Raw genomic sequence first — 25,124 nt, 5'->3', positions numbered from 1 at the left:
CTCCGGACGCCGTGTCGTCATTCGAGTGGCCGGAGGCGTTCCGCCGGCAAGGTGACCGTGACAGTGGTCCCCTGACCGAACTGGCTCTCGACCGTCAAGTCGCCGCCGTGCGCCCTGGCGATCGCCCGTGAAAGGTAGAGACCTAGTCCGGCGCCCTCGATCGAGCGGCTGTAGGTCTCGTCGATCGCCTGTTCGAACGGATTGAGCACGCGGTCGAGGTCGCGTTCGCGAATTCCGATTCCGTTATCCTTCACCGAGAGCGCGATTCCGCTTTCCGGATCGACCGCCAGCCCGAGCACGATTTCCCCGTTCGGATCGGTAAATTTCACCGCATTGGTCAGAAGATTCATCAGAACCTGACGGACCTGCCGCTCGTCGCCTCTGAAACCGATCGGACCGTTTGGAAGTTCGGCGGTAAAACTATGCTCCTTCTCGGCCAGCTTTGGACGGATCATGGCGATTGTCGCCGAAACCGACCTGCCGATATCGAACAGGTCTTCCTTGAGTCCCATTTCACCCAGTTCGATTCTCGAAACGTCGAGTATGTCGTTGATCAGTTCCAGAAGATGGGCACCAGCGGAATGGATATGGTGGACGAACTCGACGTAGCGCTCGCTGCCGATCGGCCCGAACATTTCCTTCTGCAACAGGTCCGAAAAACCGATGATGCTGTTCAGAGGCGTGCGCAATTCGTGGCTCATGTTCGCCAGGAACTGGGTCTTTGCAAGACTTGCGAGGTCGGCCCGGTGCAAGGCCTCCTCAAGCTGACGCGTCTTCTCTGCGACCTTGCGCTGGAGGTCCTGCGCCTGGCGCTTGCGGATCGAAATGTCGCGAAACCAGATGATCCGCGCCGCACGCCCCTCGAAGGCAACAGGGCGGCCACTGAGCAGGATCCAGCGTGTCTCGCCGTCGGCGGCGACGTGCTGAACTTCGTACTCCGTCATCGTCATGCTGAAATACGGGTCGGCGAGCGCGGCCTCGAGGCCGCCCGGCTCTTCCCCGACCGGACGCGGCGGCATGGCGGCCAGGGCCTCCAGAAACCCCGACCCCAACCAGCTTTTCAGCGGCGTGTTGGCGACAAGGCAGGCGTTCGTCTCGTTGCAGAGCACCAGAACGCCGACTGGGCAATCCTCTAGGATATCACGAAGTGCGGGTATATCTCCGTCGCCCGCCACGAACTGACTGTCGGCCGGCGTCAATTCCGTCAGCACCGTCGCCAGACCGCCGTCGTTGCATGGACGGCTATCGACACGCACCATGCGGCCGGATTCCAGAAGCACGCGCAGGTTCTCGCGCGGCGTCGCGAGAGTGAGATCACCGATCTCGGGGTCTGACGTAAACCCGTTCAGCAACCCTACGTCCCGGTGAGTCCTCTGCAGGGCGTGGATGTCGCTGGCGTCCATCCCGAGCGACAATGTGCCGGCAGGGATGTCGAGAAGATCGAGCACCGCAGTGTTATAGGCTTCGAGTTGCCCGCTGCGCCCCCAAAGGACAACACCGTCCCGCGAGGGGTCCGGCGCTCTATGGAACACGTTCTTGATAACGTCTTCCACGTTCGCAGAGAGATCGCTGTTCCACACATCATTCATCGCGACATTTCGGCAAAAGCGCTCTTGCCGGCCCCAGAATGTAAAAATGCAGCGATTTCAATAAAACAATCCTGGCGAATACTCCACAAAATATAAGTGAGATATTTAACCAAGATTTCCGAACATTTTGCGAAAATGATCGGGAACTATAACCAGCAGATGTAATGCTCGTTCTCTAGAGCAACCCGAGCAATTGCAGCGCATCGGCCAAATCGTCGCCGAATTCGGCTCCCTTGCGAATGACCGGTACAGACTCCGGCAGCCCGCGAAGCAACTGATTGTCCCGCGCGAATGCGGTCAACAAGGCGCAGGGAATCGCTTCCGTCGCCCGCATGGCTTTCAGGGCACGGACGAAATCCACTCCGTCGAGTCCCGGCATGTTGGCCGAGACGAACACGCAGTCGGGGCGAGTCTGATAGACATATCCGATGGCCTGGATCGATGATTGCAAGTGTGTGACACGATAACCGCAGGCTTCCAGTTCCTTGGTCACCAGACGGGCCTGTGCCCCGCCCTCCATGATCAGACCAACTTCGATTTCCGTAACGGAGACGTCGGCGATATCGAAGCGGGATCGCATCGGCAACGATCGGACGATGGTATCGATCGGGCCGTCGCGCGAAATACGCCCATCCACCACATCCCCGATGCGGTCGACGAAAACTCTGATATCCGTCAGTTTCAAGGGCACGGACACGTCGGACGCGCCGAGATAGTCCTCAAAACGGTGTGCCAGTACCGTAAGGTTGGGGTAGTCGAAGGTTCCGCCGGATCCTTTGAGCGAGTGGACGATTCGGGCAATGTTCACCAGTTCCGTGTTTTCCAGCCCGCCCCGCTCTCCGGCGGCATCGAGCATTTGATCCAGCTGGACAATGCTGTCATTGGCCTGGTCCAGAAACTCCTGGTGCAATTGCGCTAGATGTTTCTCGAAATCTTCCATCACCTGATCCTGACCATTCTGTTCGACGGCGCGGCGTCCTTGCGGAGCCCGTTCGGACACGATGCTTTGGTAATCCGTTAACCCGTAATCGTTACCATTCGGTTAGGAACCCGCTTCCCGGCCGGATTATTCTCACGCGGTCGAAGCGGCTCCATCATCCTGTGCGACAGGATACAGCCAAGGCGCAACGCATGGCATCGGAGGGCCCGCAAGAATGAAGAAGATACTTCATGTCGACGACGAGAAGGATATCCGCGCCGTCGCCAAACTCGCGTTGCAGTCCGTCGGGGGGTTCGAGTTGACGTCTTGCGCATCCGGGCAGGAAGCATTGGATTGCGTGGCGGACACCGCGCCGGACTTGATCCTGCTCGACGTCATGATGCCGGACATGGATGGTCCCTCGACATTCCTGGAGCTTCGCAAGCGCGAGGACGCCGCCGGAATTCCGGTGATATTCATGACGGCAAAAACGCGGGAGGACGAAGTCGGCCATCTCCTGCAACTCGGTGCGATCGGGGTGATTGCGAAGCCTTTCAACCCGATGAAACTGAGCGAAGACGTGAGGATGGTCTGGTCCGACTGGAAGAGCGGCGCCGGCGACGGCTGATCCATTTCGTCAGAACGGCACGGTACCCATGTCAGGGTTGGCAAACATGCGGTCCGCCTCCGAGAGAAGACCCCTGTAGACATTGCTCAGTTCGCTCAGTTGCGCTTCGGGATTCCTGTCCTCTTCTGCGGAAAGACCTTGGGCGCAGGCGTGCTCGAGCGCGCGCGCGCACCGGGATACATCGGAATACCCATAGGTTCCGGAACTCCCCGCAATGGTGTGCGCTTCGCGGCCCATCAGTCCCAGCGCCGCAATCCGTTCCTCTTCGCTCGGCTCTCCCTCCAGAACGTCCATCTGACGCCGGAGTACATCGAACCGTCCCTTGCAGATCTCGAGGAACTCGCCGCGCAGCCGGATGAAGGTCTCCCGCATGCTGCTATCGGACACTCTGACTCTCCCGCTGGCATCGACAGGACGACTCCTCCGGCAGAGACACATTGCCAGATTTCAGGTGGCCCAGCATCAAGTGGCGGAAATCGTCAGTGAAGATGTTCCCGTGCTTCCGCGGTCTTCGAGGTCAGCGTCGACAGTCGCTTCATCAGATAGTCCACATCGTCGTCCGAAAGACCGAAATCGTCCGTTTCGAATGCCGTCAGAAGACGTTCAAGTACCTTGAGGCTGAACCGCTCCCGGTCGTTCTCCAGACCGTCGTAATCCGTGTCCCGCATCACGTCGAGAGCTTTGCGCAAGACCGGATAAGACCGTTTCGGTAGGCCGGTACGGTCGAACAAGGCTTTCAACCCCAGCGCGCCTGAATCGTCGAACAGTTTCTGCGCATTGATCAGCGGAACCGATGCGAGTTCGGCCATCGCGGCCTGGGCGAAATCCATATCTCCGAGACAGGCCGCCCGGAGAACGATCGACTCCGTCAGCCGCCCGTTGCGGTGCAGTTCAGCGACGAGATCTTCCACCGTCTGCGACGGCGCACCGTTGGAAACCAGGCTCAGCGTCGCGTTCTCGCGGGCTTCGAGCAGCAGGTCGGTCGCGGTGTTCGCGGGCAGATCGTGGTGCTTGACCAGATGTTCGCGCAGCCGATCCGACACGATCGAAACCAGACGTTCAGAGATGCCGACCGGGAGTTTCTGACGGTGAACCAGCCCGTCCTGGATATTTTCGTCTTCGCCGAAACGCTCGATCGCCTTCTCGAAACCGCTTTCCGAAATTGCTGCACCTTCATTCCGGACCAGGGTCTCGACAACTGTCTGATTGCCCTTGTCTATCAGCGTATCGGCCAGCGCCTCGGAGACGTTGTCCCGGCGCGCGATCGCCGTCTGCTTCATTTCGTCGGCCGCCGAGGCGATCTCGATCAGGTCTTCCTCGCGCAGGACATCGGAGAATTCGAGCACCGGCATGGCCACGGTCTCGACATCCTTGGCCAGAAGAACGGCCACATCATGCGGCAGATCCTTCGCCGACCGCGCCTCGCGCGCCAGAGCCTCGCGTACCCTGCGTTCCGCGTCGCGCGCCATGACCCTGAGAATTTCCTGGGCCATGGGCAGCTCTGTGTCGGAGAAACTCGCAGCCGAAAGCTGACCGGCGACCTTTGCGGCCGTGACCGCCCGGTTCTCCGCCGATGGGTCCTTCAGCAGAGCCTGCACGTCAGCGACGGAAAGAGCCGCGCCGCCCCCGTTGCCGCCTTTATCACCCGAACCAACCATGCGCTTCCCCACTTCTCGCCGGAAACCAAGCGAAACAGTGTCCCGCAGCAAGGGTTAACGTTCTCTTATCAACCCGTTTTTCCCCGCGGATACAGCGACGAGTGTAACAGGTTTCACCGCGTATCGCGCAAGTTCTGCGATGGTGCGGCAAGTATGCCGCACCACGACAGATATTTCCGCCTGTCTCAGAGATTGAGCTGGTAGCTCGCCGGGACCCAGCGGTAGCTGCTACCGTGTGTTTCCACGAACCCGACGGCCGGGAAAGGCATGTGGTAGCCCGTCGCCGGTATCCGATCCGCCGCCACCATGTCGAGCACGCGCTTGCGGGTCGCCGCCGCGGCCTCCTTGTCCATGTCGAAGCGCACATGCCAGTCGGGACGCTGCAGGGAGGCGACGTAGTGGTTCGTGGTATCCGCCCAGGCCAGCAGCCGCCGTCCCTCGCTTTCGAAGTGGTACGCCATGTGCCCGGGCGTGTGGCCCGCGGCATCTACCGCCTGGATCCCCGTGACGACGTCATCTCCCGGCTTCAGGAAGGTGGTCTTTTCGGCGAACGGAACGACGTTGCTCTGCACCAGCTTGCCCACCCGCGCGAGGTTTCCCTCGGCCATCGACGGCGGCGACCAGAAATCGTACTCCGCGGCGCCCGTGACATAGCGCGCGTTCGGGAACAGCGGCTGACCGCCTTCCATCAGCCCGCCGATATGGTCCGGATGGAAATGCGTCAGCACGACCACGTCGATCTGCTCGGCGGTGAAACCAGCCTTTGCGAGCGTGGCGGACAGTTGGCCGGCATTCGGCCGACGTCCGTCGCCGTTCCCGCTGTCGAACATGATCACTTCTGTGCCGGTATTGACGATCACCGGTGTGAAAGAGATCTCCATCCGGGTCTCGGGCAGAAAGTTCTCCTTCGCCAGCGCCGCGACATCCTCCTGCATGACGTTCTGCCCGAAGATCGGATGCGGTCCGTCAAGCTGGACCGCGCCGTCCCAGATCGTCGTCACCTCGAACTTGCCGAGCTTGAACCGGTAATGCGTCGGATGCGCTCCGCCTTGCAGCGGGGCCGCCGCCTCGGCAACGGACGGCAACGTCGACAGCACGGCAGGCGCAGCGAGCGCCCCGGCGGCTCCCAGAACCAGCTCGCGCCGGTTCAGTCCAACTTTTCTAAAAGTCATCCCTCGGTCCTCCCTCGACCAGATAAAAACCCACAGACGAAATGTAGGCTGCCGAACGACGACGAAAAGAGCAGCCCGCCCGCCTCCCGGGATCCGCGCCGGACGGAACGCCGTCCAGGCCCTTGTCCGCGTACGGGCTTGGCGTATAAGTAAGCGGCTTTTCCGCGGATTGGCGACCGGCGGAACGTCGAAACGAGCGTAAGCGGGGACCGTCTCAATTGGCATTCTTCAAACATGGATCACGAACAATTCACTATTCGGACCGCCATATCGGCGACGGACCGACACTCGTGCTCGCCAATTCGCTCGGAACCGATTTCAGGATCTGGGACCCACTGCTTCCGTTGCTGAACGGGATTGGACGGATCGTACGCTACGACAAGCGCGGACACGGCCTTAGCGACGTCGCACCGGCGCCCTATTCGATCCGTGATCTCAGCAGCGATCTGAAGGCCGTCACCGATCATGTCGGCCTCGACCGCTTCCTGCTGGGCGGCGTTTCCATCGGCGGCATGATTGCGCAGGATTACGCAGCGCAATTCCCCGTTCAGGTCGAGGGCCTCGTCTGCATGGATACCGCGCCGAAGATCGGCGATGCCAAGCTCTGGCAGGACCGGATCGACGCGATTGCCGAGAATGGGCTCGAAAGCATCGGCGATGGCGTCATGGAACGCTGGTTCACTGCCGCGTTCCGCAGCAGGTACCCCGAGCGGACCGACGGCTGGCGCAATCTGCTGACCCGCACCCCCGAGGAAGGCTATGCGGGCTGCTGCGCCGCGATCCGGGACGCCGATCTCACCGCAGCCACGCGCGCGCTCGAAATTCCGGCTCTTGTTGTCTGTGGCGCCGAGGACGGGGCGACACCGCCCGCATTGGTCCGCGCGATGGCGGAGAGCATGCGCGACGCACGCTATGTAGAAATCCCCGAAGCCGGCCACATCCCGAGCCTCGAGCAGCCGGGAGCCCTCGCCGAGGCGATGAACGCGTTCTTCAGGGAAAAGGGGCTGGTTTAAGAGCGTCAGGGCGCCCAGCTCAGCCGATACAATCGTCCCTCGGCGTCCAGATAAGCCACCCCGTCCGGCCCCGAGCGCACGACTGCGGACACAGGCGCACCCGGGATCCTCGCCCGCAGGATTTCCCGAATTCCGGCGGCGCCGAGACCGAGCGCAACGAAATGGCGGTAGCCCCGGTCCGGGAGCAGTAGATCAGGGTTTCCGTCTCTGTCCACATCCGCAACTTCCGAGAGGTCCTGAACGGTGGAACCGCCGTGGTGGTTGGCATAACCGCCCGCCCTTTCCTGCTCCCGCAGGCGCCCGCCGCGCCATTCGAGAAAAACCAGCTCGCCGCGGATATGGGGGCGGTCCACATAGGCGATCTCTGTAAAACCGTCGCCGTCGAAATCGGCGATACCCGCAATGTTGAGCCAGCGGAACGGCGTGCCGATATGGCTTGAGGTCGCGAGCCGGACCAGCGCCGGGTCGCCGTTCCGGTCGCGCCCCAGGCTGAAAACCGCGATGGCAGCCCCCTCTTCCGCCGAGGCGACGATCGTCACGATTTCGGGCCTGCCGTTCGGCTCGTTGTCGAGATCGACGATCCTCGGTTCGAGATCCTCGAACACCTCGCCGCCCGTGATCCGGTAGAGCGCCGGTTTCCCGTCACCTTCCCGGACCAGGAGCGCAAGGGCCTCGATGGAGTCGCCAAGCGCCCCGTGACCGTACTGTTCCGTCTCTTCTGCATACCAGGCATGGATACGGCCAGCTGGATCGCGGGCAATCCGCCCGTCGCGGACAGGCGGCGGTGCCATTGCGGTATCCTGCGCGGGCCAAACCGCCACGGGGACAGCAACAGCGGACCCGTCTCTCGACAGACGATAGACGGATCCGGCAGCTGTCCTCACCAGCACTGTCCCGTTCGCCGCGACCAGGGCAGCGCCGGCATCGGGCAGGACCAATGCCTAGACCTTGAGCTCAGCGGCGGAGAGCGGCGCCAGAAAAACCAGCAAAGCGACACAGGACATCAGATATCGGTGCATTTCGGGCCCAACCGGTATAACCGGCCTGTTCGGTGGAAAGCGTTAACAATATAGGGCTGGACGCTTCGTCCGGGCTGACCGATTCTGTCGTCTGGCTTCACAGCTGCGCGACCGCGAGCAGCGGACCGCGCGACCACCCCCCGGAAGGAGATCGCCATGAGCTACGTCTTTACGCCGCCTCCCGCCGTTTCCCTGCTTGTAAGGGGGCAGGACGACCGCTTCCCGGTGCATCGCGTCTACTGCGTCGGGCGGAACTATGCCGAGCATGCGATCGAGATGGGTCATGACCCGGATAAGGAACCGCCCTTTTTCTTCCAGAAGAACCCGGACAATCTCGTGGTCCCGGATCTGAACTTCCCCTATCCGCCAAGGTCGAACGACGTGCATCACGAGATCGAGATGGTCGTGGCCCTGCAAAAGGGCGGCAGCGACATTCCGGTCGCCGAAGCACTGGATTGCGTCTATGGCTACGCCGTTTCCCTCGACATGACCCGCCGCGATCTTCAGGGAGAGATGAAGAAGCTCGGCCGCCCCTGGGAGATCGGCAAGGCGTTCGAGAAATCGGCACCCTGCGGCGAAATCGTTCCGGCGAGCGATATCGGCCATCCGGAAAGCGGCGCGATCTGGCTCAAGGTCAACGGGGAACTGCGGCAGGAAGGCGACCTCAACCAGATGATCTGGAAAGTCCCGGAAATGATCTCTTATCTCTCCGGGCTTTTCGAACTTGCACCCGGTGACATCATCATGTCGGGCACGCCGTCCGGGGTCGGGCCGGTACAGCGGGGCGACGTTCTGCATGGCCATGTCGACAATGTCGGCGAGCTGGTCGTCAATGTCGTGTAATCCGGCCTGAGACTGAACGTGAAAGGGGCGGCCCTGGAAGGCCGCCCCTTTCTGTATGGCATGTCCGCGAGAGACTAGATGTTGGCTTCTTTCGCTTTCCTGCGCTTCTTCCGGATCATCTGCACCAGCGGCAGGAAAAGAAGAATGATCGCGATGACGGTGATCGGCCCGGCGATCGGACGGGTAAAGAACACCGTGGCATCGCCGCCCGAGATGATCAGGCTCTGGCGCAGGGCCGGCTCCGCGATCGGACCAAGCACGATGGCCAGCACGGCCGGCGCGAGCGGATAGTCGAGCTTGCGCAGCAGATAGGCCCCGAAGCCGAAACCGACCATGAGCCAGACATCGTGCATATCCTCCGTCGGCGCATAGCCACCGACCACACATAGCACGAAGATGACCGGCGCCAGGATCGTGAACGGCATCTTCAGGACCCAGAGAAAGACCGGAATAAAGAGGATGTTGATCACCACCGCGAAGAAGTTCGCCGCATAGAGGCTGGCCGTCAGGCCCCAGACGAAATCGGATTGTTCGACGAACATCAGCGGGCCCGGGACCATGCCCCAGATCACCATGCCGCCGAGCAGGATCGCGGTCGTCGGCGAGCCAGGAATGCCGAGGGTCAGCATCGGCAGCATGGCGCCGGTCGAGGCGGAGTTGTTTGCCGCCTCAGGCGCGACGACGCCGCCGACCTCACCCTTGCCGTAACCGTCCGGGTTCTTCGAGGTCATCTTGGAGATGCCATAGGCCATCAGAGAGCCGGGCGTGGCTCCGGCCGCCGGCAGAATGCCGACGAAGAAGCCGAGCAGTGAACCGATCCAGGCCGGCTTCCACTCCCTCACGACATCCTTCATGTGCGAGATGGTGCGGGTCGCCGAGATCTCGACTCTCGACATCGTCGGGTTTCCGCGCGTGGAATCGATGGTCCAGAGCATCTCGCCGATACCGTAGACCCCGATCGCCAGAACCAGGAAATTGATGCCGTGCAGGAAGCCGGTGATGTCGAAGAAGACCAGGCGCGGGGTACCGCTGATGATGTCCATTCCGACAGCACTGAAGACCAGACCGATGCAGATCGAGAAGATTGTCTTCGGGATATCGTCGCCGCCGAGCCCGACGAAAGTCGCGAAGGCAAGGAGCATCAGGGCGAATATCTCCTGGTCTCCGAAATCGAGTGCGACACTGGCGAGCGCCGGGGCAAACCCGGTGAATAGGATGATCGAAACGGTACCGCCGAAGAAAGACGCCATGGCAGCGCCGATCAGCGCCTTGTCCGCCAGCCCCTTCAGCGCGAGCGGGCGCCCGTCGAAGGTCGTTGCCACCGCTGTCGATGCCCCGGGAATCCCGAGCATGATCGAGCTGATCGCACCGCCATACATGGCACCGTAGTAGATTGCCGCGAGAAAAATGATGGCCGAGGTCGGCGGCACGAGGAAGGTGAGCGGCAGGAGGATCGCAACCCCGTTGACCGAACCGAGGCCCGGCATCGCACCGATGAACAGACCGACGGTGACGCCGACGACGACCAGCCCGAGATTGAGCGGTTCGAACGCGATCAGGAAGCCGTCGAGAAGATGCTGAATGATTTCCATTAGTATGGTTCCCCGCGGCTCTCAGAGGAAGATGTCGTAAAGCGGATAGAAGAGCGGCTCCAGATAGCCCTTGGGCAGCACGATCCGCATCGCGACATCGAAGAAAAAGAAGATGACAACCGGGGCAATCACCGCCACCGGCAGGGTCAGCCGCCAGGTGTGGCGCCCAAGCACCCGGAGATAGAAGAGCAGGAAGACCGGGACCGCGCCGTAAACGCCGATGAAATGCACCAGTGCGACGAGCGCGACGACGCTGCCACCGACCAGCACGAACATCCGGATCGCGTGCGCATCCATGAACTGCTCGACCGAGCGGGACTGGGGCGTGGCGCGACGGACCCAGTTTACGATCGTCCAGATATTGCAGATCAACATGATCCCGGCGAGCCAGAACGGCCAGGCGCCGCCTCCGGGACCTTCATACTCGACCCAGCCGATATTCAGCTCGGTACTCTTCCACATGAGATAGATGGAAAACGCTGCCAGTACGACAGCCGTGACCAATTCCGCGCGACGCATATGCGGCGACCTTCCCCGTTCAGTCGTGATCAGAAAACACCGTCGGGATACCGTCGAGATCCCTTAGACCTGCAGCCCCGGAAGCTCACGCTTCGGGGCTGCAGGTACAGATGTCGTTAGGAGGCGCCCATCTTGGCCAACATCGCACGGTGTGTCTCGTTGTTGACCTTCCAGTAATCGCGCAGGTCGTCACCGGTCAGGAATTCGCCGCGGAGGCTCTTCTTCTTGCGGTAGTCCTGCCACTCGGCACTGTCATACACCTTCTTGAACAGGGCGGTGTAATAGTCCTGGGCTTCCTGGGACATGCCCGGAGCCCCCACCACGCTGCGCTGCATGTAGTAGGCAAAGTCGTGGCCCTTTTCCTTCATGGTCGGCGCATCGGGGAACATTTCGAGGCGCTCGCCGGTGAAGGAGACCAGCGGCAGCACGGTGCCGGCCCGGAAGAAGCCTTCGATCTCGGACGGATTGTTGACCGAGGAATTGATGTGTTTGCCCGCAACCTGCTTGGCAACGGTGCCGCCGCCCTTGTAGGGAACGTACTTCATCTTCAGACCGAAATTCGCCATCAGGAAGTCTGTGATCAGCTGGTCTTCCTGCAGCTTTCCTGTTCCGCCCATGACCCACTTGTCACCGACGCTCTTCACGTGATCGACCCACTGTTCGAACGAGGTGAGCCCGGAATCCTTGTGGACCCAGAGCAGGAAGGTGTCTTCCGCCATCCGCGCGATCGGCGCGAATTTAAGCGAGTCGACCCCAAGGCCCGGCTGACGCATCGGCGTGGTGTAGAAGCTGTTCAGGGTCACCATGATGGTGTGGTCCTGGTCCTTGGCGTTCTGGACATGAACAAGTGCTTCGGCACCGGAGCCGCCCGGTTTGTTTACCGGGATCAGCGGCTTCGACGCCATATTATGTTTCTCGACAATGGTCTGCATCAGCCGCGCCATCTTGTCGGCACCGCCGCCCTTGCCGGCCATGATGATAAAATCGACCGGCTTGACGGGTTCAAATGCCTGCGCCGGCGCCGTCGCGCCGAAACCGAGGCCAGCAAGAACCGCCAGGCCCAAAAGACTGCGTCTTGAGAATTTCATAAAACACCTCCCAGTGTGGTTTCACGGGCACTTTGGATTGTTATTGTTGCCCGTCGCCATATAGTAGTCCCACTTTTATTCGCGGTGACCAACAACTTTTCATGGCATAAAAATGGTATACCAAGGCCTCGTATCTTGTATACCAGTTTCTCTAGGAAGCCCGCTCCCAGCTCTTCTCCGATCCTTTTACAAGGCGATTCCGGCTCGATTTTTTACGTGTTTCCGCACCTTTTCGCGGCACTCGACAGGCCGCGCCCACGCGACTATGGTATACAAGATGCCACGATAAGGTTGGTCGAAAGAGCGAGATCGGCAGAAGACATAAATGAAAAGCGGTTTTTCGATTTTTGAGCGAACGCACCGACCGAGACGGGTGGATATTGGAACCGCGTGGGGCATCCTGCTGCTCCCGCGACACGGACTGATCCGACGCTCACAAGCGAAATGATGACGTGATCGGACGAAGCAAGAACCGGCCCCGCAGATAGCGTTCCATCCGAACGCGAATGGGAGAGTCCCCCCAAGCGCCGCAAGAGCGTCAGGGATGCTGAGGAAGCAACAAGAAGGCCCGACAGGAATGAATGAGATCAAGACCGGTCAGAAGATCCACCCGGGATCGGGGCGCCGCAAGGCGCCGACCTTCAACAAAGGCCGTACCCTCGATGCGGAGGATCTCGAAAAGGTCCGCGCCCTGCTGGGAGATCGCCCCCGGCGCCGTGACCTGCTGATCGAACACCTGCACCTCGTCCAGGACAGCGAAGGCTGCCTGCCGGCCGGCATGCTGCATGCTCTCGCGACCGAGATGCGGATCCCGATGGCGGAGATCTATGAAGTTGCCTCCTTCTATGCCCATTTCGACATCGTTCGGGACGGCGAGGAGCGCCCGGCCCCGGTCACGATCCGTGTCTGTGAATCCCTCAGCTGTGCCCTGGCCGGCGCGGAGCGTCTGATTTCGGAGCTCGAGCGCGATGCCGGCAGCGACATCCGGGTCCTGCGCGCGCCCTGCATGGGACGCTGCGATCTCGCCCCCACGGCCGAGGTCGGTCACCGGCATGTGGATCATTGCACCTCGGTCGGCGTGCTCGAGGTTGCACGAGACGGCCATCTGCATACCGAGATCCCGGATTACACGGACCTCGCCGCCTATCGCGCGACCGGCGGATACGCGGTCCTGGAGACCTGTACGTCTGGTAGACGCGGTGTCGAGGATGTGATCGAGACGCTCTCCGACGGTGGCCTCCGGGGTCTCGGCGGCGCGGGTTTTCCGACGGGTCGCAAATGGAGCTTCGTGCGCGCCGAGAAAGGCCCCCGCCTCATGGCGGTGAATGGTGACGAGGGCGAGCCGGGTACCTTCAAGGACCGGCTCTATCTCGAGAGCAACCCGCACCAGTTCCTCGAAGGCATGCTGATTGGCGCCTGGGCGGTCGAGGCGGAGGACGTCTATATCTATCTCCGCGACGAGTATCCGGCGGCCCGCGAGATCCTGCTGAAGGAAATCGCGGCACTTGAGGCAGCCGGACTCTCGAAGCACACCAGGGTCCATCTCCGTCGCGGCGCGGGCGCCTATATCTGCGGCGAGGAGTCGGCGATGATCGAGTCGATAGAAGGCAAGCGCGGCCTGCCCCGCCACCGTCCGCCCTTCGTTTCGGTTCGCGGCCTTTTCGACCGCCCGACGCTGGTGAACAATGTCGAAACCCTGTACTGGGTCCCGGAAATCCTCAAGAACGGCGCGGACTGGTTTGCCGGCCAGGGCAAGAACGGCTGCAAGGGCCTGCGAAGTTATTCTGTCTCCGGCCGCGTGCAGAATCCCGGCGTGAAACTTGTTCCGGCCGGGACCACCGCGCGCGAACTGATCGAGGAGCATTGCGGCGGCATGGCGGACGGCCATGTCTTCAAGGGCTATCTGCCAGGCGGGCCGTCCGGCGGCATTCTACCCGCCGACATGGCCGACATCCCGCTCGATTTCGGCCAGCTCGAGGAGCACGGCTCGTTCGTCGGCTCGCATGCGGTTGTCATCCTCTCGGACCAGGACGACATGAAAGACGTCGCCCTCAACCTGCTCAAATTCTTCGAGGACGAGAGTTGCGGTCAGTGCACGCCCTGCCGCAACGGCACGGAGAAGGCGGTCAAGCTCATGAGCCAGCCGAGCTGGGACACCGACCTTCTGAGCGAGCTCGGCCAGGTGATGGCGGACGCCTCGATCTGCGGCCTCGGTCAGGCCGCACCGAACCCGATCAAGTCGGTGATGAAATATTTTCCGGGAGACCTGAAATGAGCGAGCGCATCTCTTTCGAGTTGAACGGTGAAACCGTCGACGCCAATCCGGACGAGACCATCTGGCAGGTCGCGGACCGTCTCGGGGTCGAGATCCCGCATCTCTGCTGGCAGCCCGAGAAGGACTACCGGGCGGACGGCAACTGCCGCGCCTGCATGGTCGAGATCGAGGGCGAGCGCACCCTCGCCGCCTCCTGCATCCGCACCCCGACGAGCGGCATGAAAGTCAGCACAGCAAGCGATCGGGCGAAGAAATCCCGCGAGCTGGTGTTCGAGCTTCTGGTCGCCGACCAGCCGGAACGCGAGACCAGTCACGATCCGGACTCCAAGTTCTGGAACTGGGTCGACGCGATGCAGATCAGCGATTTCAGCCGGTTCCCGGCCGGCACCAAGCCGCTCGCCGACAGCAGCCATTCCGCCATCGCGGTCAATCTGGATGCCTGCATCAACTGCAACCTCTGTGTCCGCGCCTGCCGTGAAGTCCAGGTCAACGACGTGATCGGCATGGCCTATCGCGGCAACGGTTCGAAGATCGTCTTCGATTTCGACGACGGCATGGGCGAGTCGACCTGCGTCGCCTGCGGCGAGTGTGTCCAGGCTTGCCCGACGGGCGCCCTGATGGAAGCAAACCTGCTGGACAAGACCGGCAAGCGCACGGAATACGCCGACCGCGTGGTCGATACGCTCTGCCCCTATTGCGGCGTCGGCTGCCAGACCCGCGTCCACGTGAAGGACGACAAGATCCTGCATATCGACGGCCGCGACGGGCCGGCCAACACCAATCGGCTCTGCGTGAAGGGCCGCTTCGGCTTCGATTACATTCACCATGCGGACCGGCTGACCGTGCCGCTGATCCGGCGCGACGACGCGCCGAAGGCGGGCGACCAGCAGATCGACCGCGGCGAAGTATCGAAATATTTCCGCGAGGCGACCTGGGAGGAAGCCCTGGACCGCGCGGCAGCGGGCCTCAAGAAGGTCTATGAGCGCGACGGCGGTGGCGCGCTTGCCGGTTTCGGCTCGGCAAAGTGTTCGAACGAGGAGGCCTACCTCTTCCAGAAATTCATCCGTCAGGGTTTCGGCACCAACAATGTCGACCACTGCACCCGGCTCTGCCACGCTTCCTCCGTGGCGGCCCTTATGGAAGGCCTGAATTCCGGTGCGGTGACGGCCCCCTTCACGGCAGCGGAGCAGAGCGACTGCATCATTGTCATCGGCGCCCGTCCGGCAGAGAACCATCCGGTAGCCGCCACCTTCCTGAAAAACGCGGCGATGCGCGGCAAGGAATTGATCGTCATGGATCCGCGCGGCCAGAACAACGGCCTGTCGCGTCATGCCACCCGCATGCTGCAGTTCAAGCCCGGTTCCGACGTCGCCCTGCTGAACGGCATGCTGCACACTATCGTCGAGGAAGAACTCTACGACCGACAGTATGTCGCCGCGAATACCGAGGGTTTCGAGGCGCTGAAGGCCAGCATCAAGGACTTCTCGCCGGAGAAGATGGAGGAAATCTGCGGCATCGCAGCCGAAGAAGTCCGCTCGGTCGCCCGGCTCTACGCCACCTCGACCGCCTCGTTGATCTTCTGGGGCATGGGGGTCTCGCAGCATATCCACGGCACGGACAATGCACGCTGCCTGATCGCGCTGGCACTCACCACGGGCCAGATCGGGCGCCCCGGCGCCGGCCTGCATCCCCTGCGCGGCCAGAACAATGTGCAGGGCGCTTCTGACGCCGGGCTGATACCGATGGTCTTCCCCGATTACAAATCGGTCGAGGACGCGGAGATCCGCTCCAGCTACGAGGAGTTCTGGGGCACCGAGCTCGACCCGAAGAAGGGTCTCACGGTGGTGGAGATCATCGACGCGATCCTCGCCGACGAGATCAAGGCGATGTACATCCTCGGCGAAAACCCGGCAATGTCAGACCCCGACCAGAGCCACGCCCGCGCGGCACTCGCCAAGCTGGAACATCTGGTCGTGCAGGACATTTTCCTGACCGAAACCGCGTGGCATGCCGACGTGGTGCTCCCGGCTTCGGCGCATGCCGAAAAATGGGGCACCTTCACCAACACCAACCGGCAGGTCCAGATCGCCCGGCCGGTCGTGCCGGCTCCGGGCCAGGCCCGTCAGGACTGGGAACTGGTGCAGGAGCTGGCGCGTCGCGTTGGACTGGACTGGAAATACGACCATCCCGCCGATGTCTTCACCGAGATGACCGAGGTCATGCCGTCGCTGAAAAACATCACCTGGCAGCGGCTGGAACGGGAGGACGCCGTCACCTACCCGTGCGATGCGCCCGACAAGCCGGGCAACGACATTATCTTCGGCGACCGTTTCCCGACCGCCTCCGGGCGGGCCAGGATCGTTCCCGCCGAAGTGACGCCTCCGGCCGAACTGCCGGATGCGGATTATCCGATGGTCCTGACCACGGGTCGCCTGCTCGAGCACTGGCATACCGGAAGCATGACGCGACGCTCGGCGACCCTGGACATGCTGGAGCCGGAAGCGATCGCCGGCCTGAACCGCTGGGACATGAAGCGGCTCGGTGTCTCTGCCGGCGACTATGTCCGGGTTTCGACGCGCCGCGGAGAAGTCACGCTCAAGGCGCGTCAGGACGTGGATGTACCCGAAGGAATGATCTTCATCCCGTTCTGCTTCGCCGAAGCGGCCGCCAACCTGCTCACCAACCCGCAGCTTGATCCGATGGGCAAGATCCCCGAGTTCAAGTTCTGCGCAGCCAAACTCGAGGCGCTGTCGGAAAATGTCGAAGCCGCGGAGTAAACCAGGCGGCAAGGGGAGGACGAATGGCAATCAAGGATCTGGCCGTCGCGTTCAACGGCGGTGAAAGCTCACGTGCGGCCCTGCGTCTGGCTGTACGGATGGCGCACAAGTACGGCGCGACCGTCACCGGCCTTCATGTCAGCCCACCGATGAAACTGGACAGCCTGACCCGTCAATGGATCCCGGAAAGCACCCTCGACTCCCTTAAGAAGGCGGAGGCCGACAATATTGCCGGAATCGAGGCCAAGTTCCGCGAGGATCTCAAGGCGCTCGGCTACACGAGCAACGGTGACTGGTGTGCGGAGAAGGGCGAGCCCACCCGTGTCCTTGCCAAGGCCGCCCGTTATTTCGACATCCTGCTGACCGGGCAGGTCAGCTCCGGCAGTGGAACCGCCGATCTGCTGCGGCCCGAAGACGTGGTGCTGCTTTCAGGCAAGCCGGTGATCATCGTGCCGACGGCCTACAATGACCGTGCCTTCAACGAGTTCGCCGTCGTCGCCTGGGACGGCAGCCGCCCGGCCGCCCGCGCACTGACGGACGCGATGCAAATCCTGGAGACAAAGAAGCGTCTGGACATCGTGACCGTGGTGCCGGACGACTCGCCGCCGGATGGCGGACACGACATTCTGCGCCACCTGCGCCGTCACGGTATCGACGCACGGCAGGTCGTGCTTCGCGAGGACGGCGGCATCGGCAGGACGATCCTTGCTCACTGCGCCAAGACCGATCCGGACATCATGGTGATGGGCGCCTACAGCCGCACCCGGATCCGTGAGGATATTTTCGGCGGCACGACGCGGGACGTGCTCGAGAACATGAGCGTCCCGGTCCTCATGGCGCACTGACCGTGCGGCCAAGCGTCACGAAAGGGTCAAATTAGGCTTCAGACCGCGACTCTTTGCTTTCAACGGCGCCTTTCTTTGAGTAAACAGCTTGCGTCCCGTTGCACCTTCGCAGGTGCAACAATCAGACGGTGCCGTGCGTCCCGGACGCGAGTGCCCTGGACGCAAGGCACCGGAACCATGACTTGGAGAGAGCGACTTGGCCAAGTGGGTGTATAATTTCGGAGCTGGAAAGGCCGACGGTTCGGCCAAACTGCGCGAGCTGCTCGGCGGCAAAGGCGCCAATCTGGCCGAAATGGCCAGCCTCGGCCTGCCGGTCCCGCCGGGTTTCACGATCTCGACCGAGGTCTGCACGCACTATTACGCCAACGGCCGGACCTATCCGGGTGATCTGGAAAGTCAGGTCGAGGCGAGCCTTAAGGAAGTCGAGGCCCAGCTCGGCCGCGGCTTCGGCTCCACCGACAAACCGCTCCTGGTCTCTGTCCGGTCGGGTGCCCGGGCCTCCATGCCGGGCATGATGGACACTGTGCTCAATCTCGGTCTCAACGACGACACCGCTGCGGCGCTGGCGCGGGAGACCAGCGACGAGCGCTTCGCCTATGACAGTTTCCGACGCTTCATCCAGATGTACAGCGATGTCGTGCTTGAGGTCGAACACTACAACTTCGAGGAAATCCTCGACGAATACAAAGACCTCAAGGACTACAGCCTCGACACCGAGATGAGCGCCGACGACTGGAAAACCATCGTCAAGGAATACAAGGCGCGGGTTAAGGAGGTCCTCGGCAAGGACTTTCCGGAAGATCCGAAGGAGCAGCTCTGGGGCGCCATCAGCGCCGTCTTCGGCTCGTGGATGAACCAGCGCGCCAATACCTACCGGCGCCTGCACGGCATTCCCGAAGAATGGGGCACCGCCGTTACCGTCCAGAGCATGGTCTTCGGCAACATGGGCAACGACTGCTCCACCGGCGTCTGTTTCTCCCGCAACCCGTCGACCGGCGACAATCATTTCTACGGCGAGTTTCTGGTCAATGCCCAGGGCGAGGACGTGGTGGCCGGCATCCGCACGCCGCAGCCTCTCACCCTCAAGGAGCGCCATGAAAGCGGCAGCACGCTGGCCTCGATGGAAGAGGCTCAGCCGGACGTCTTCAAGGAACTCTGCGCCATCCGCGAGAAGCTGGAAGGGCACTATCGCGACATGCAGGACATGGAGTTCACGGTCCAGCAGAACCGGCTCTGGATCCTGCAGACCCGGAACGGCAAACGGACCGCCAAGGCCGCGCTGAGGATCGCCTGCGACCTGGTGCGCGAGGGTGTCATCGACAAGCGCGAGGCGATCAAGCGGATCGATCCGGCGCAACTCGACCAGCTCCTGCACCCCACTCTCGACCCGGACGCCCAGCGCGACGTGGTCGGCCGCGGACTGCCCGCCTCCCCGGGTGCCGCCAGCGGCCAGATCGTCTTCACCGCCGACGAGGCCGAGGAATGGGCCAAGGCCGGCAAGAAGGTCGTTCTGGTGCGCAACGAGACCAGCCCGGAGGATATCGGCGGCATGCATGTGGCCGAGGGCATCCTCACCACCCGCGGCGGCATGACCTCCCACGCGGCGGTCGTCGCCCGTGGCATGGGCACGCCCTGCGTCTCCGGCGCCGGCGAAATCAAGGTCGACGCCAAGAACAAGGTGATGCTGGCCGGCGGACGTGAGTTTGCCGAAGGCGAGGTCATCACCCTTGACGGGACCACCGGCGAAGTGATGAGCGGCGAAGTCGCCACCATCAAACCCGAACTGACCGGCGATTTCGGCGAACTGATGGGCTGGGTCGACGAGTTCCGCACGCTCGGCGTCCGCGCCAATGCGGAGACCCCGCTCGATGCGCAGACGGCGGTCGATTTCGGCGCCGAGGGCATCGGCCTCTCGCGCACCGAGCACATGTTCTTCGACCCGGAGCGCATCGTGCACATGCGCGAGATGATCCTCGCCCGCGATCCGGAGGCGCGCCGCGCGGCGATCGCCAAGCTGTTGCCATACCAGCGTGACGACTTCACCGCCCTGTTCCGCATCATGAACGGGCTTCCGGCAACCATCCGCCTGCTCGACCCGCCGCTGAACGAATTCCTGCCGCACACCGAAGAGGAAATGCAGGCCGTGGCCGACGCCGCCGGCGTTTCGCTTCGCGCGCTGGAACTCCGCAAAGCGGAACTCGACGAGGCCAATCCGATGCTCGGCCATCGCGGCTGCCGCCTCGCGATCACCTATCCCGAACTCTGCGAGATGCAGGCCCGCGCCATCTTCGAGGCCGTGGTCGCGGTCAAGAAGGACGGCATCAGGGCCATTCCCGAAGTGATGATTCCTCTGGTCGGCAGCAAGGCGGAAATGGACGACCAGGCGAAGATCGTTCACCGCATCGCCGATGCCGTGAAGCAGGAAAGCGGCGAAGAGTTCGACTACATGGTTGGCACCATGATCGAACTCCCGCGTGCCTGCATGGTGGCCGACGAGATCGCCGAGACGGCCGAGTTCTTCAGCTTCGGCACCAACGACCTGACGCAGACCACCTTCGGCTTCTCGCGCGACGATGCGGGGTCCTTCATCGAGGAATACCTGCAGCGCGGTCTGCTGCCGGCCGATCCGTTCATCACCATCGACCGGGACGGTGTCGGCGGTCTGGTGCGCATGGGCGCCGAGAAAGGCAAGAAGACCCGGCCGGACCTCAAGATGGGGATCTGCGGCGAGCATGGCGGCGACCCGGAGTCGGTCCGCTTCTGCCACGAGGTCGGCCTGACCTATGTCTCCTGCTCGCCTTACCGCGTACCGATTGCCCGGCTGGCAGCGGCGCAGGCGGCGATCGACGAGGCCGACGCGGCCGGAACACGAAGCGCGGCCTGATCTGCATGGACCATGTGAAATGAAATCGCCGCCCTTCGAGGCGGCGTTTCTGTCTACACACTGCGTTTATCATCGTCGTCCCCGCATGTATGGCGGGGAGGACTACGTGATATCAGGTTCGCCCTAGGCCGCCTTCAGCATCTCGTAGTGCGGGATGCCATCCTCGTCATAGGGGCCGCGGACAATTGCATAGCCGACACTCTCGTAGAAATCCTTCAGGTAAGCCTGCGCATTCAGGCGCAGCGGCACGTCGCCGTAGAGCGCTCGCGCCCGCGCGTGCCCCTCGTCCATCAGGGTCCGTGCAAGGCCACGCCCGCGCGCTTCCGGCGTCACGAGAATGCGTCCGAGCGCCGGCTCGTCGTAATAATCGCCGGGGCCGAGAATCCGCATATAGGCAAGGAAAGTGCTGTGCGCGCCGCGCCCGATCAGGTGACGCGCGACCTGATCTTTGCCGTCGATATCCGGGTAGAAGCATTTCTGCTCAAGGACGAAGACATCCTGCCGGTGGCGCAGGATGTCGTAGAGATCCGCACAGGTCAGACTGTCGAATGTCTCGAATGTCCAGTCAATCAAGCCGATGCCCTTCCTTCCTCACGAACGTCCTGCCGCTTGCCATAGCGCGGGGTAGCGCCGACGCACAAGGACGCTGACCGGCACGATAGCAAAACCGCGTGCCTTTGCATCCGGAATCCAGTCCCGGAGCACGGTGATGGTGGCGTCGTGCGGATGCCCGATGGCGATCGCCGCACCGGTCCTGCGGGCGATCCTCTCGACCTGCTCCAGCCTGTAGCGGACCTCTTCCGGCGAATCCTCGTTGTCGAGGAAAACATCGCGCTTCAGCACCGGAACGCCGGCCGCCGCGGCCGCCGCGGGTCCCGCGGTATCCGGTGCGGTCACGGAGTCGAGAAAGAACAGTCCGCGTGGCGCCAGCGCCGCCATCACCGCGTCCATTCCGGCACGATCGGAGGTGAAGCGGCTGCCCATATGGTTGTTGACCCCGACATAGCCGGAAAAGCGCGACAGACCCCAGTCAAGTTTCCGGATCAGTTCACCCCGGTCGTCCCTGACCCGCAGGACGTTCGGCCCGGGATCGGCGTCCGCGCTCTTGGGCTGCATCGGGATATGAACCATCAGCTCGTGGCCGTGGGCACGCGCCGCCGCCACCTGTTCGACGACGTTCTGCGCATAGGTGAGATAGGAGAGAGTCAGGGGGCCAGGAAGGGCGACAACCGCGTCCGACCGGCGCCGGTCCACGCCGACATCGTCGATCACCAACGCGATCATCGGCAGCCCCGGTTGCGGCGGGATGGAGACCGCATTCTCGACCCAGGCAAACCGCTCGCGAGGAACCGCCGGTTTGACCGCCGCGGGGGGCGCGGGAACGGGTGCTGCAACCGGTTGCGGCTCGGGCTCGGGTTCCGCCACCTTCGCCACCAGACGGTCCATCGCAGCCCTGTCCGATGGTCCCGGCGTATCGGACGGAATCTTGTTCGAAACGGACGCGGCAGCACGCGGCGCCACCGCAACGGGCACGGTTTCCGGCGCGCTCCCGAACTGCATTCCTGCCCAGAGCCCGGCGGCGAACACGACCGCGACGAAACCGCCGGCACCGAGCGCAACGGCCACACCGCCAAACCTGCTGCTCGCCTTGCGTTTTCGCGCCATGCACCGGACCCAAAAAAATTTGCCAAGCCCTGTCTCGCGGGGCAGTCTCTATCCGCAAGCTCGGCCACTTGCTATAAACACTAGAAGAGCCTTCGAACTTACTTCAACTGAATTCGATAATAGACTGAAAATGTTCATACTTATCGACAACTATGACAGCTTCACCTACAATCTGTGGCACTTTCTCGGATCGTTGGGTGTCGAAGTCGTCGTGCATCGCAACGACAAGATCTCTGTCGACGAGGTGATGGCGCTGAAGCCGCAAGGCATCGTGCTGTCCCCGGGGCCGTGCGATCCGGAGCGCGCGGGCATTTGTCTGCCGCTGATCGAGAAAGCGGCCGGTAGAGTTCCGGTGTTCGGCGTCTGTCTCGGCCTGCAGTCGATCGGTCAGGCATTCGGCGGCAAGATCACCCGCGGCCCGGTGCCGATGCACGGAAAGATCAGCAAGGTCAGCCATACAGGCAGAGGCGTGTTCGAAGGATTGCCCAGCCAGTTTGACGCGACGCGCTACCACTCGCTGGTGGTCGATCGCGCCACCCTGCCCGACTGCCTGGAAATCACGGCAGAAACGGATGACGGGATGATCATGGGCCTGCAGCATCGCGAACTGCCGGTGCACGGAGTCCAGTTCCACCCGGAAAGCATCGCCTCCGAGCACGGCCACAAGCTGCTGCAGAATTTCCTCCGCATCGCCGGCGTGAATGCGGAGCCGCTGAAACCGCTCGAGGTTCTGGAATCCGAACTGAGAAAGACCGGCACATGAGCGGCGACATACAGGACATGAAGTCGCTCATCGGGCATGTGGCGACGGGTGCCACGCTGTCCGAGGAGCAGGCCGAGGCCGCGTTCGACATCATCATGACGGGCAACGCGACGCCGGCGCAGATGGGCGGTTTCCTGATGGCGCTCCGGGTCCGCGGCGAGACCGTCGAGGAAATCACCGGCGCCGCCCGCTCCATGCGGGCGAAGGCGCTGCGCATCAAGGCGCCCGCCGATGCGATCGACACGGTCGGGACCGGCGGCGACGGTGCCAAGACCTACAATATCTCCTCTGCCAGTGCCTTCGTGCTGGCCGGTGCCGGCGTACCCGTCGCCAAACACGGCAACCGCGCGCTCTCTTCCCGCACCGGAGCGGCCGACGTACTGAGCGCGCTCGGCATCAACAACGAGTGCGACATGAGCCTTGTGCAGGAGGCGATCGACGAGGCCGGGATCTGCTTCCTGATGGCCCCCCGGCACCATTCGGCGATGCGCCATGTCGGCGGCACCCGCGTCGAACTCGGTACGCGGACGATCTTTAACCTGCTTGGCCCGCTCGCCAACCCGGCCTTTGTGAAACGCCAGTTGGTCGGTGTCTTTGCGAAGCAATGGGTCGAACCGGTGGCGCAGGTACTCGGCAAACTCGGCTCGGAGAAGGCCTGGGTCGTACACGGCTCCGACGGGCTCGACGAAGTGACGACGACCGGCCCGACCTATGTCTCCGCGCTGGAGAACGGGGCCGTCCGGTCCTTCGAAATCTCTCCGGAGGATGCCGGCCTGCCGCTATCTAGAGCCGAGGACCTGAAGGGCGCCGGTCCCGAGGAAAACGCCAGGGCCCTGCGCGCACTGCTCGAAGGCAAGCCCGGGGCCTATCGCGACGTGGTGTTGTTCAACAGCGCGGCCGCGCTGATGGTCGCGGACAGGGTCGCCAGCCTGAAGGACGGCGTCGCGATGGCAGCCGAGGCGATCGACAGCGGCAAGGCGCTCGCCCGTCTCGATGCCCTGATCGCAGTGACCAACAGCCGGAACGAGGTTGCGGCCGATGAGTGACGTTCTGGCCAGGATCTGCGCGGACAAGCGCGACCATATCGCCACCTGCAAGGCCGCACGCCCGCTTGCCGACATCAAGGCCCGTGCCGGCGATGCCGCGCCGACGCGCGGCTTCGCCAAAGCTCTGACAGCGGCCTCGCGCGCCGGCTACGGCCTGATTGCGGAGATCAAGAAGGCCTCGCCGAGCAAGGGCCTGATCCGCGCCGATTTCGATCCACCCAGGCTCGCCGAAGCCTATCAGGCGGGGGGCGCGACCTGCCTCTCCGTGCTCACCGACACGCCCTATTTCCAGGGACATGACGATTTCCTCCTTGCGGCCCGCTCCGCCGTCACCCTGCCGGCCCTGCGCAAGGACTTCATGCTCGACACATATCAGGTCTGGGAGGCACGGGCGCTCGGTGCGGATTGCATCCTGCTGATCATGGCCGCATTGGAAGATGCGGAGGCGGCGGAGTTGGAAGCGCTCGCCTTCGAACTCGGCATGGATGCGCTGATCGAAGTACATGACGGCTCCGAGCTGGACCGGGCGCTGGCGCTGAAATCGCAGCTGCTCGGGATCAACAACCGCAATCTGAAGACCATGGTGACGGACCTTGCCGTGACGGAAGAGCTGGCCGGGCGGGTTCCGCCCGAGCGCACTCTCATTTCGGAAAGCGGGCTCTACGCGCCGGCCGACCTCGCCCGCATGGCCGCCGTCGGCGCACGCTGTTTCCTCATCGGAGAGAGCCTGATGCGCCAGACCGACGTCGCCGCTGCGACCAGGGCCCTGCTGAGCGACCCCGTTCCGGCGGTCGCCTGAACCAAGACGGCCGCAAGAGCCACCGGGAGG

General features: G+C 62.8%; 21 protein-coding genes. 10 read left to right on the top strand and 11 right to left on the bottom strand.

Annotated elements, in window-relative coordinates; translation table 11 throughout:
- Positions 1-17 precede the first annotated feature (17 nt).
- Entirely contained in the window at positions 18-1,589 is a 1,572-nt protein-coding gene (locus ACOOE1_RS02725) for an ATP-binding protein (protein ID WP_420404812.1), read from the bottom strand.
- 175 nt (positions 1,590-1,764) lie between these two features.
- A complete protein-coding gene (locus ACOOE1_RS02720) occupies positions 1,765-2,529 on the bottom strand; it encodes an Hpt domain-containing protein (RefSeq protein ID WP_420404811.1) in 765 nt (254 codons plus the stop codon).
- 214 nt (positions 2,530-2,743) lie between these two features.
- Between ACOOE1_RS02720 and ACOOE1_RS02715 the strand changes: the two genes are divergently transcribed.
- Positions 2,744-3,136 (top strand): response regulator, encoded by a 393-nt coding sequence (locus tag ACOOE1_RS02715; protein ID WP_420404810.1) that lies wholly within the window; start codon positions 2,744-2,746, stop codon positions 3,134-3,136.
- Between the two features lie 9 nt (positions 3,137-3,145).
- On the opposite strand, the gene ACOOE1_RS02710 is transcribed toward ACOOE1_RS02715, so the two are convergent.
- The 3 genes from ACOOE1_RS02710 to ACOOE1_RS02700 all read right to left on the bottom strand — a co-directional run bounded on the left by ACOOE1_RS02710 (position 3,146) and on the right by ACOOE1_RS02700 (position 5,966).
- Positions 3,146-3,523 (bottom strand): Hpt domain-containing protein, encoded by a 378-nt coding sequence (locus ACOOE1_RS02710; RefSeq protein WP_420404809.1) that lies wholly within the window; start codon positions 3,521-3,523, stop codon positions 3,146-3,148.
- A gap of 92 nt (positions 3,524-3,615) precedes the next feature.
- The gene (locus tag ACOOE1_RS02705; protein ID WP_420404808.1) at positions 3,616-4,794 is read right to left on the bottom strand and encodes a DUF2336 domain-containing protein; all 1,179 of its coding nucleotides are present in this window, start codon (positions 4,792-4,794) and stop codon (positions 3,616-3,618) included.
- Between the two features lie 185 nt (positions 4,795-4,979).
- Positions 4,980-5,966: an MBL fold metallo-hydrolase gene (locus tag ACOOE1_RS02700; RefSeq protein WP_420404807.1), complete on the bottom strand. Its 987-nt coding sequence runs from the start codon at positions 5,964-5,966 to the stop codon at positions 4,980-4,982.
- A 218-nt stretch (positions 5,967-6,184) separates the two neighbouring features.
- Here ACOOE1_RS02700 and pcaD point away from each other — a divergent pair, with 218 nt between their 5' ends.
- Positions 6,185-6,979, top strand: a complete 795-nt coding sequence (gene pcaD, locus ACOOE1_RS02695) for a 3-oxoadipate enol-lactonase (protein WP_420404806.1) — start codon at positions 6,185-6,187, stop codon at positions 6,977-6,979.
- A gap of 5 nt (positions 6,980-6,984) precedes the next feature.
- On the opposite strand, the gene ACOOE1_RS02690 is transcribed toward pcaD, so the two are convergent.
- A complete protein-coding gene (locus ACOOE1_RS02690; protein ID WP_420404805.1) occupies positions 6,985-7,770 on the bottom strand; it encodes an FG-GAP repeat domain-containing protein in 786 nt (261 codons plus the stop codon).
- A gap of 384 nt (positions 7,771-8,154) precedes the next feature.
- Between ACOOE1_RS02690 and ACOOE1_RS02685 the strand changes: the two genes are divergently transcribed.
- Complete coding sequence (locus ACOOE1_RS02685) at positions 8,155-8,841, top strand: fumarylacetoacetate hydrolase family protein (RefSeq protein WP_420404804.1); 687 nt, start codon at positions 8,155-8,157, stop codon at positions 8,839-8,841.
- 74 nt (positions 8,842-8,915) lie between these two features.
- On the opposite strand, the gene ACOOE1_RS02680 is transcribed toward ACOOE1_RS02685, so the two are convergent.
- From ACOOE1_RS02680 to ACOOE1_RS02670, 3 genes are all read right to left on the bottom strand, one after another.
- Complete coding sequence (locus ACOOE1_RS02680; RefSeq protein WP_420404803.1) at positions 8,916-10,433, bottom strand: tripartite tricarboxylate transporter permease; 1,518 nt, start codon at positions 10,431-10,433, stop codon at positions 8,916-8,918.
- Between the two features lie 21 nt (positions 10,434-10,454).
- Positions 10,455-10,952: a tripartite tricarboxylate transporter TctB family protein gene (locus tag ACOOE1_RS02675; RefSeq protein WP_420404802.1), complete on the bottom strand. Its 498-nt coding sequence runs from the start codon at positions 10,950-10,952 to the stop codon at positions 10,455-10,457.
- 116 nt (positions 10,953-11,068) lie between these two features.
- Positions 11,069-12,040, bottom strand: a complete 972-nt coding sequence (locus ACOOE1_RS02670; RefSeq protein WP_420404801.1) for a Bug family tripartite tricarboxylate transporter substrate binding protein — start codon at positions 12,038-12,040, stop codon at positions 11,069-11,071.
- A 577-nt stretch (positions 12,041-12,617) separates the two neighbouring features.
- Between ACOOE1_RS02670 and ACOOE1_RS02665 the strand changes: the two genes are divergently transcribed.
- The 4 genes from ACOOE1_RS02665 (at position 12,618) to ppdK (ending at position 20,821) form a co-directional block, all read left to right on the top strand.
- Positions 12,618-14,315, top strand: coding sequence for an NAD(P)H-dependent oxidoreductase subunit E (locus ACOOE1_RS02665; RefSeq protein WP_420404800.1), 1,698 nt, complete (start codon positions 12,618-12,620; stop codon positions 14,313-14,315).
- Positions 14,312-17,092, top strand: coding sequence for a formate dehydrogenase subunit alpha (gene fdhF, locus ACOOE1_RS02660; protein WP_420404799.1), 2,781 nt, complete (start codon positions 14,312-14,314; stop codon positions 17,090-17,092). Before ACOOE1_RS02665 ends, fdhF begins: the two co-directional genes overlap by 4 nt.
- 23 nt (positions 17,093-17,115) lie before the next feature.
- Positions 17,116-17,937 (top strand): universal stress protein, encoded by an 822-nt coding sequence (locus ACOOE1_RS02655; RefSeq protein ID WP_420404798.1) that lies wholly within the window; start codon positions 17,116-17,118, stop codon positions 17,935-17,937.
- A gap of 196 nt (positions 17,938-18,133) precedes the next feature.
- Positions 18,134-20,821 (top strand): pyruvate, phosphate dikinase, encoded by a 2,688-nt coding sequence (ppdK, locus tag ACOOE1_RS02650; RefSeq protein WP_420404797.1) that lies wholly within the window; start codon positions 18,134-18,136, stop codon positions 20,819-20,821.
- A 123-nt stretch (positions 20,822-20,944) separates the two neighbouring features.
- Here the strand turns inward: ppdK and ACOOE1_RS02645 are convergent, their stop codons facing one another.
- Together ACOOE1_RS02645 and ACOOE1_RS02640 are read right to left on the bottom strand one after the other, a co-directional pair.
- A complete protein-coding gene (locus ACOOE1_RS02645; protein ID WP_420404796.1) occupies positions 20,945-21,394 on the bottom strand; it encodes a GNAT family N-acetyltransferase in 450 nt (149 codons plus the stop codon).
- A gap of 18 nt (positions 21,395-21,412) precedes the next feature.
- Positions 21,413-22,486: a divergent polysaccharide deacetylase family protein gene (locus ACOOE1_RS02640; protein ID WP_420404795.1), complete on the bottom strand. Its 1,074-nt coding sequence runs from the start codon at positions 22,484-22,486 to the stop codon at positions 21,413-21,415.
- Between the two features lie 130 nt (positions 22,487-22,616).
- On the opposite strand from ACOOE1_RS02640, the gene ACOOE1_RS02635 reads away from it, so the two are divergent.
- Genes ACOOE1_RS02635 through trpC form a run of 3 tightly spaced genes read left to right on the top strand, consistent with a single transcriptional unit; the run spans position 22,617 to position 25,094 of the window.
- Entirely contained in the window at positions 22,617-23,249 is a 633-nt protein-coding gene (locus tag ACOOE1_RS02635; RefSeq protein ID WP_420404794.1) for an anthranilate synthase component II, read from the top strand.
- A complete protein-coding gene (trpD, locus tag ACOOE1_RS02630; RefSeq protein ID WP_420404793.1) occupies positions 23,246-24,295 on the top strand; it encodes an anthranilate phosphoribosyltransferase in 1,050 nt (349 codons plus the stop codon). Before ACOOE1_RS02635 ends, trpD begins: the two co-directional genes overlap by 4 nt.
- A complete protein-coding gene (gene trpC / locus ACOOE1_RS02625) occupies positions 24,288-25,094 on the top strand; it encodes an indole-3-glycerol phosphate synthase TrpC (protein WP_420404792.1) in 807 nt (268 codons plus the stop codon). The genes trpD and trpC overlap by 8 nt, the downstream gene beginning before the upstream one ends.
- Positions 25,095-25,124: the final 30 nt, after the last annotated feature.

Origin of the sequence: Nisaea sp. (genome assembly GCF_965216895.1) — a bacterium.
In the GTDB taxonomy this organism is placed as follows: Bacteria; Pseudomonadota; Alphaproteobacteria; order Thalassobaculales; family Thalassobaculaceae; genus Nisaea.
This window is presented reverse-complemented; position numbering and strand designations above follow the sequence as displayed.

What these genes read in the sequence shown, in the direction of transcription:
- ACOOE1_RS02725 (WP_420404812.1), bottom strand. Translation starts at nt 1,589, where the DNA reads ATGAATGATGTGTGGAACAGCGATCTCTCTGCGAACGTGGAAGACGTT.
- ACOOE1_RS02720 (WP_420404811.1), bottom strand. Translation starts at nt 2,529, where the DNA reads ATGGAAGATTTCGAGAAACATCTAGCGCAATTGCACCAGGAGTTTCTG.
- ACOOE1_RS02715 (WP_420404810.1), top strand. Translation starts at nt 2,744, where the DNA reads ATGAAGAAGATACTTCATGTCGACGACGAGAAGGATATCCGCGCCGTC.
- ACOOE1_RS02705 (WP_420404808.1), bottom strand. Translation starts at nt 4,794, where the DNA reads ATGGTTGGTTCGGGTGATAAAGGCGGCAACGGGGGCGGCGCGGCTCTT.
- ACOOE1_RS02700 (WP_420404807.1), bottom strand. Translation starts at nt 5,966, where the DNA reads ATGACTTTTAGAAAAGTTGGACTGAACCGGCGCGAGCTGGTTCTGGGA.
- ACOOE1_RS02690 (WP_420404805.1), bottom strand. Translation starts at nt 7,770, where the DNA reads ATGGCACCGCCGCCTGTCCGCGACGGGCGGATTGCCCGCGATCCAGCT.
- ACOOE1_RS02685 (WP_420404804.1), top strand. Translation starts at nt 8,155, where the DNA reads ATGAGCTACGTCTTTACGCCGCCTCCCGCCGTTTCCCTGCTTGTAAGG.
- ACOOE1_RS02680 (WP_420404803.1), bottom strand. Translation starts at nt 10,433, where the DNA reads ATGGAAATCATTCAGCATCTTCTCGACGGCTTCCTGATCGCGTTCGAA.
- ACOOE1_RS02675 (WP_420404802.1), bottom strand. Translation starts at nt 10,952, where the DNA reads ATGCGTCGCGCGGAATTGGTCACGGCTGTCGTACTGGCAGCGTTTTCC.
- ACOOE1_RS02670 (WP_420404801.1), bottom strand. Translation starts at nt 12,040, where the DNA reads ATGAAATTCTCAAGACGCAGTCTTTTGGGCCTGGCGGTTCTTGCTGGC.
- ACOOE1_RS02665 (WP_420404800.1), top strand. Translation starts at nt 12,618, where the DNA reads ATGAATGAGATCAAGACCGGTCAGAAGATCCACCCGGGATCGGGGCGC.
- fdhF (WP_420404799.1), top strand. Translation starts at nt 14,312, where the DNA reads ATGAGCGAGCGCATCTCTTTCGAGTTGAACGGTGAAACCGTCGACGCC.
- ACOOE1_RS02655 (WP_420404798.1), top strand. Translation starts at nt 17,116, where the DNA reads ATGGCAATCAAGGATCTGGCCGTCGCGTTCAACGGCGGTGAAAGCTCA.
- ACOOE1_RS02640 (WP_420404795.1), bottom strand. Translation starts at nt 22,486, where the DNA reads ATGGCGCGAAAACGCAAGGCGAGCAGCAGGTTTGGCGGTGTGGCCGTT.
- ACOOE1_RS02635 (WP_420404794.1), top strand. Translation starts at nt 22,617, where the DNA reads ATGTTCATACTTATCGACAACTATGACAGCTTCACCTACAATCTGTGG.
- trpD (WP_420404793.1), top strand. Translation starts at nt 23,246, where the DNA reads ATGAGCGGCGACATACAGGACATGAAGTCGCTCATCGGGCATGTGGCG.
- trpC (WP_420404792.1), top strand. Translation starts at nt 24,288, where the DNA reads ATGAGTGACGTTCTGGCCAGGATCTGCGCGGACAAGCGCGACCATATC.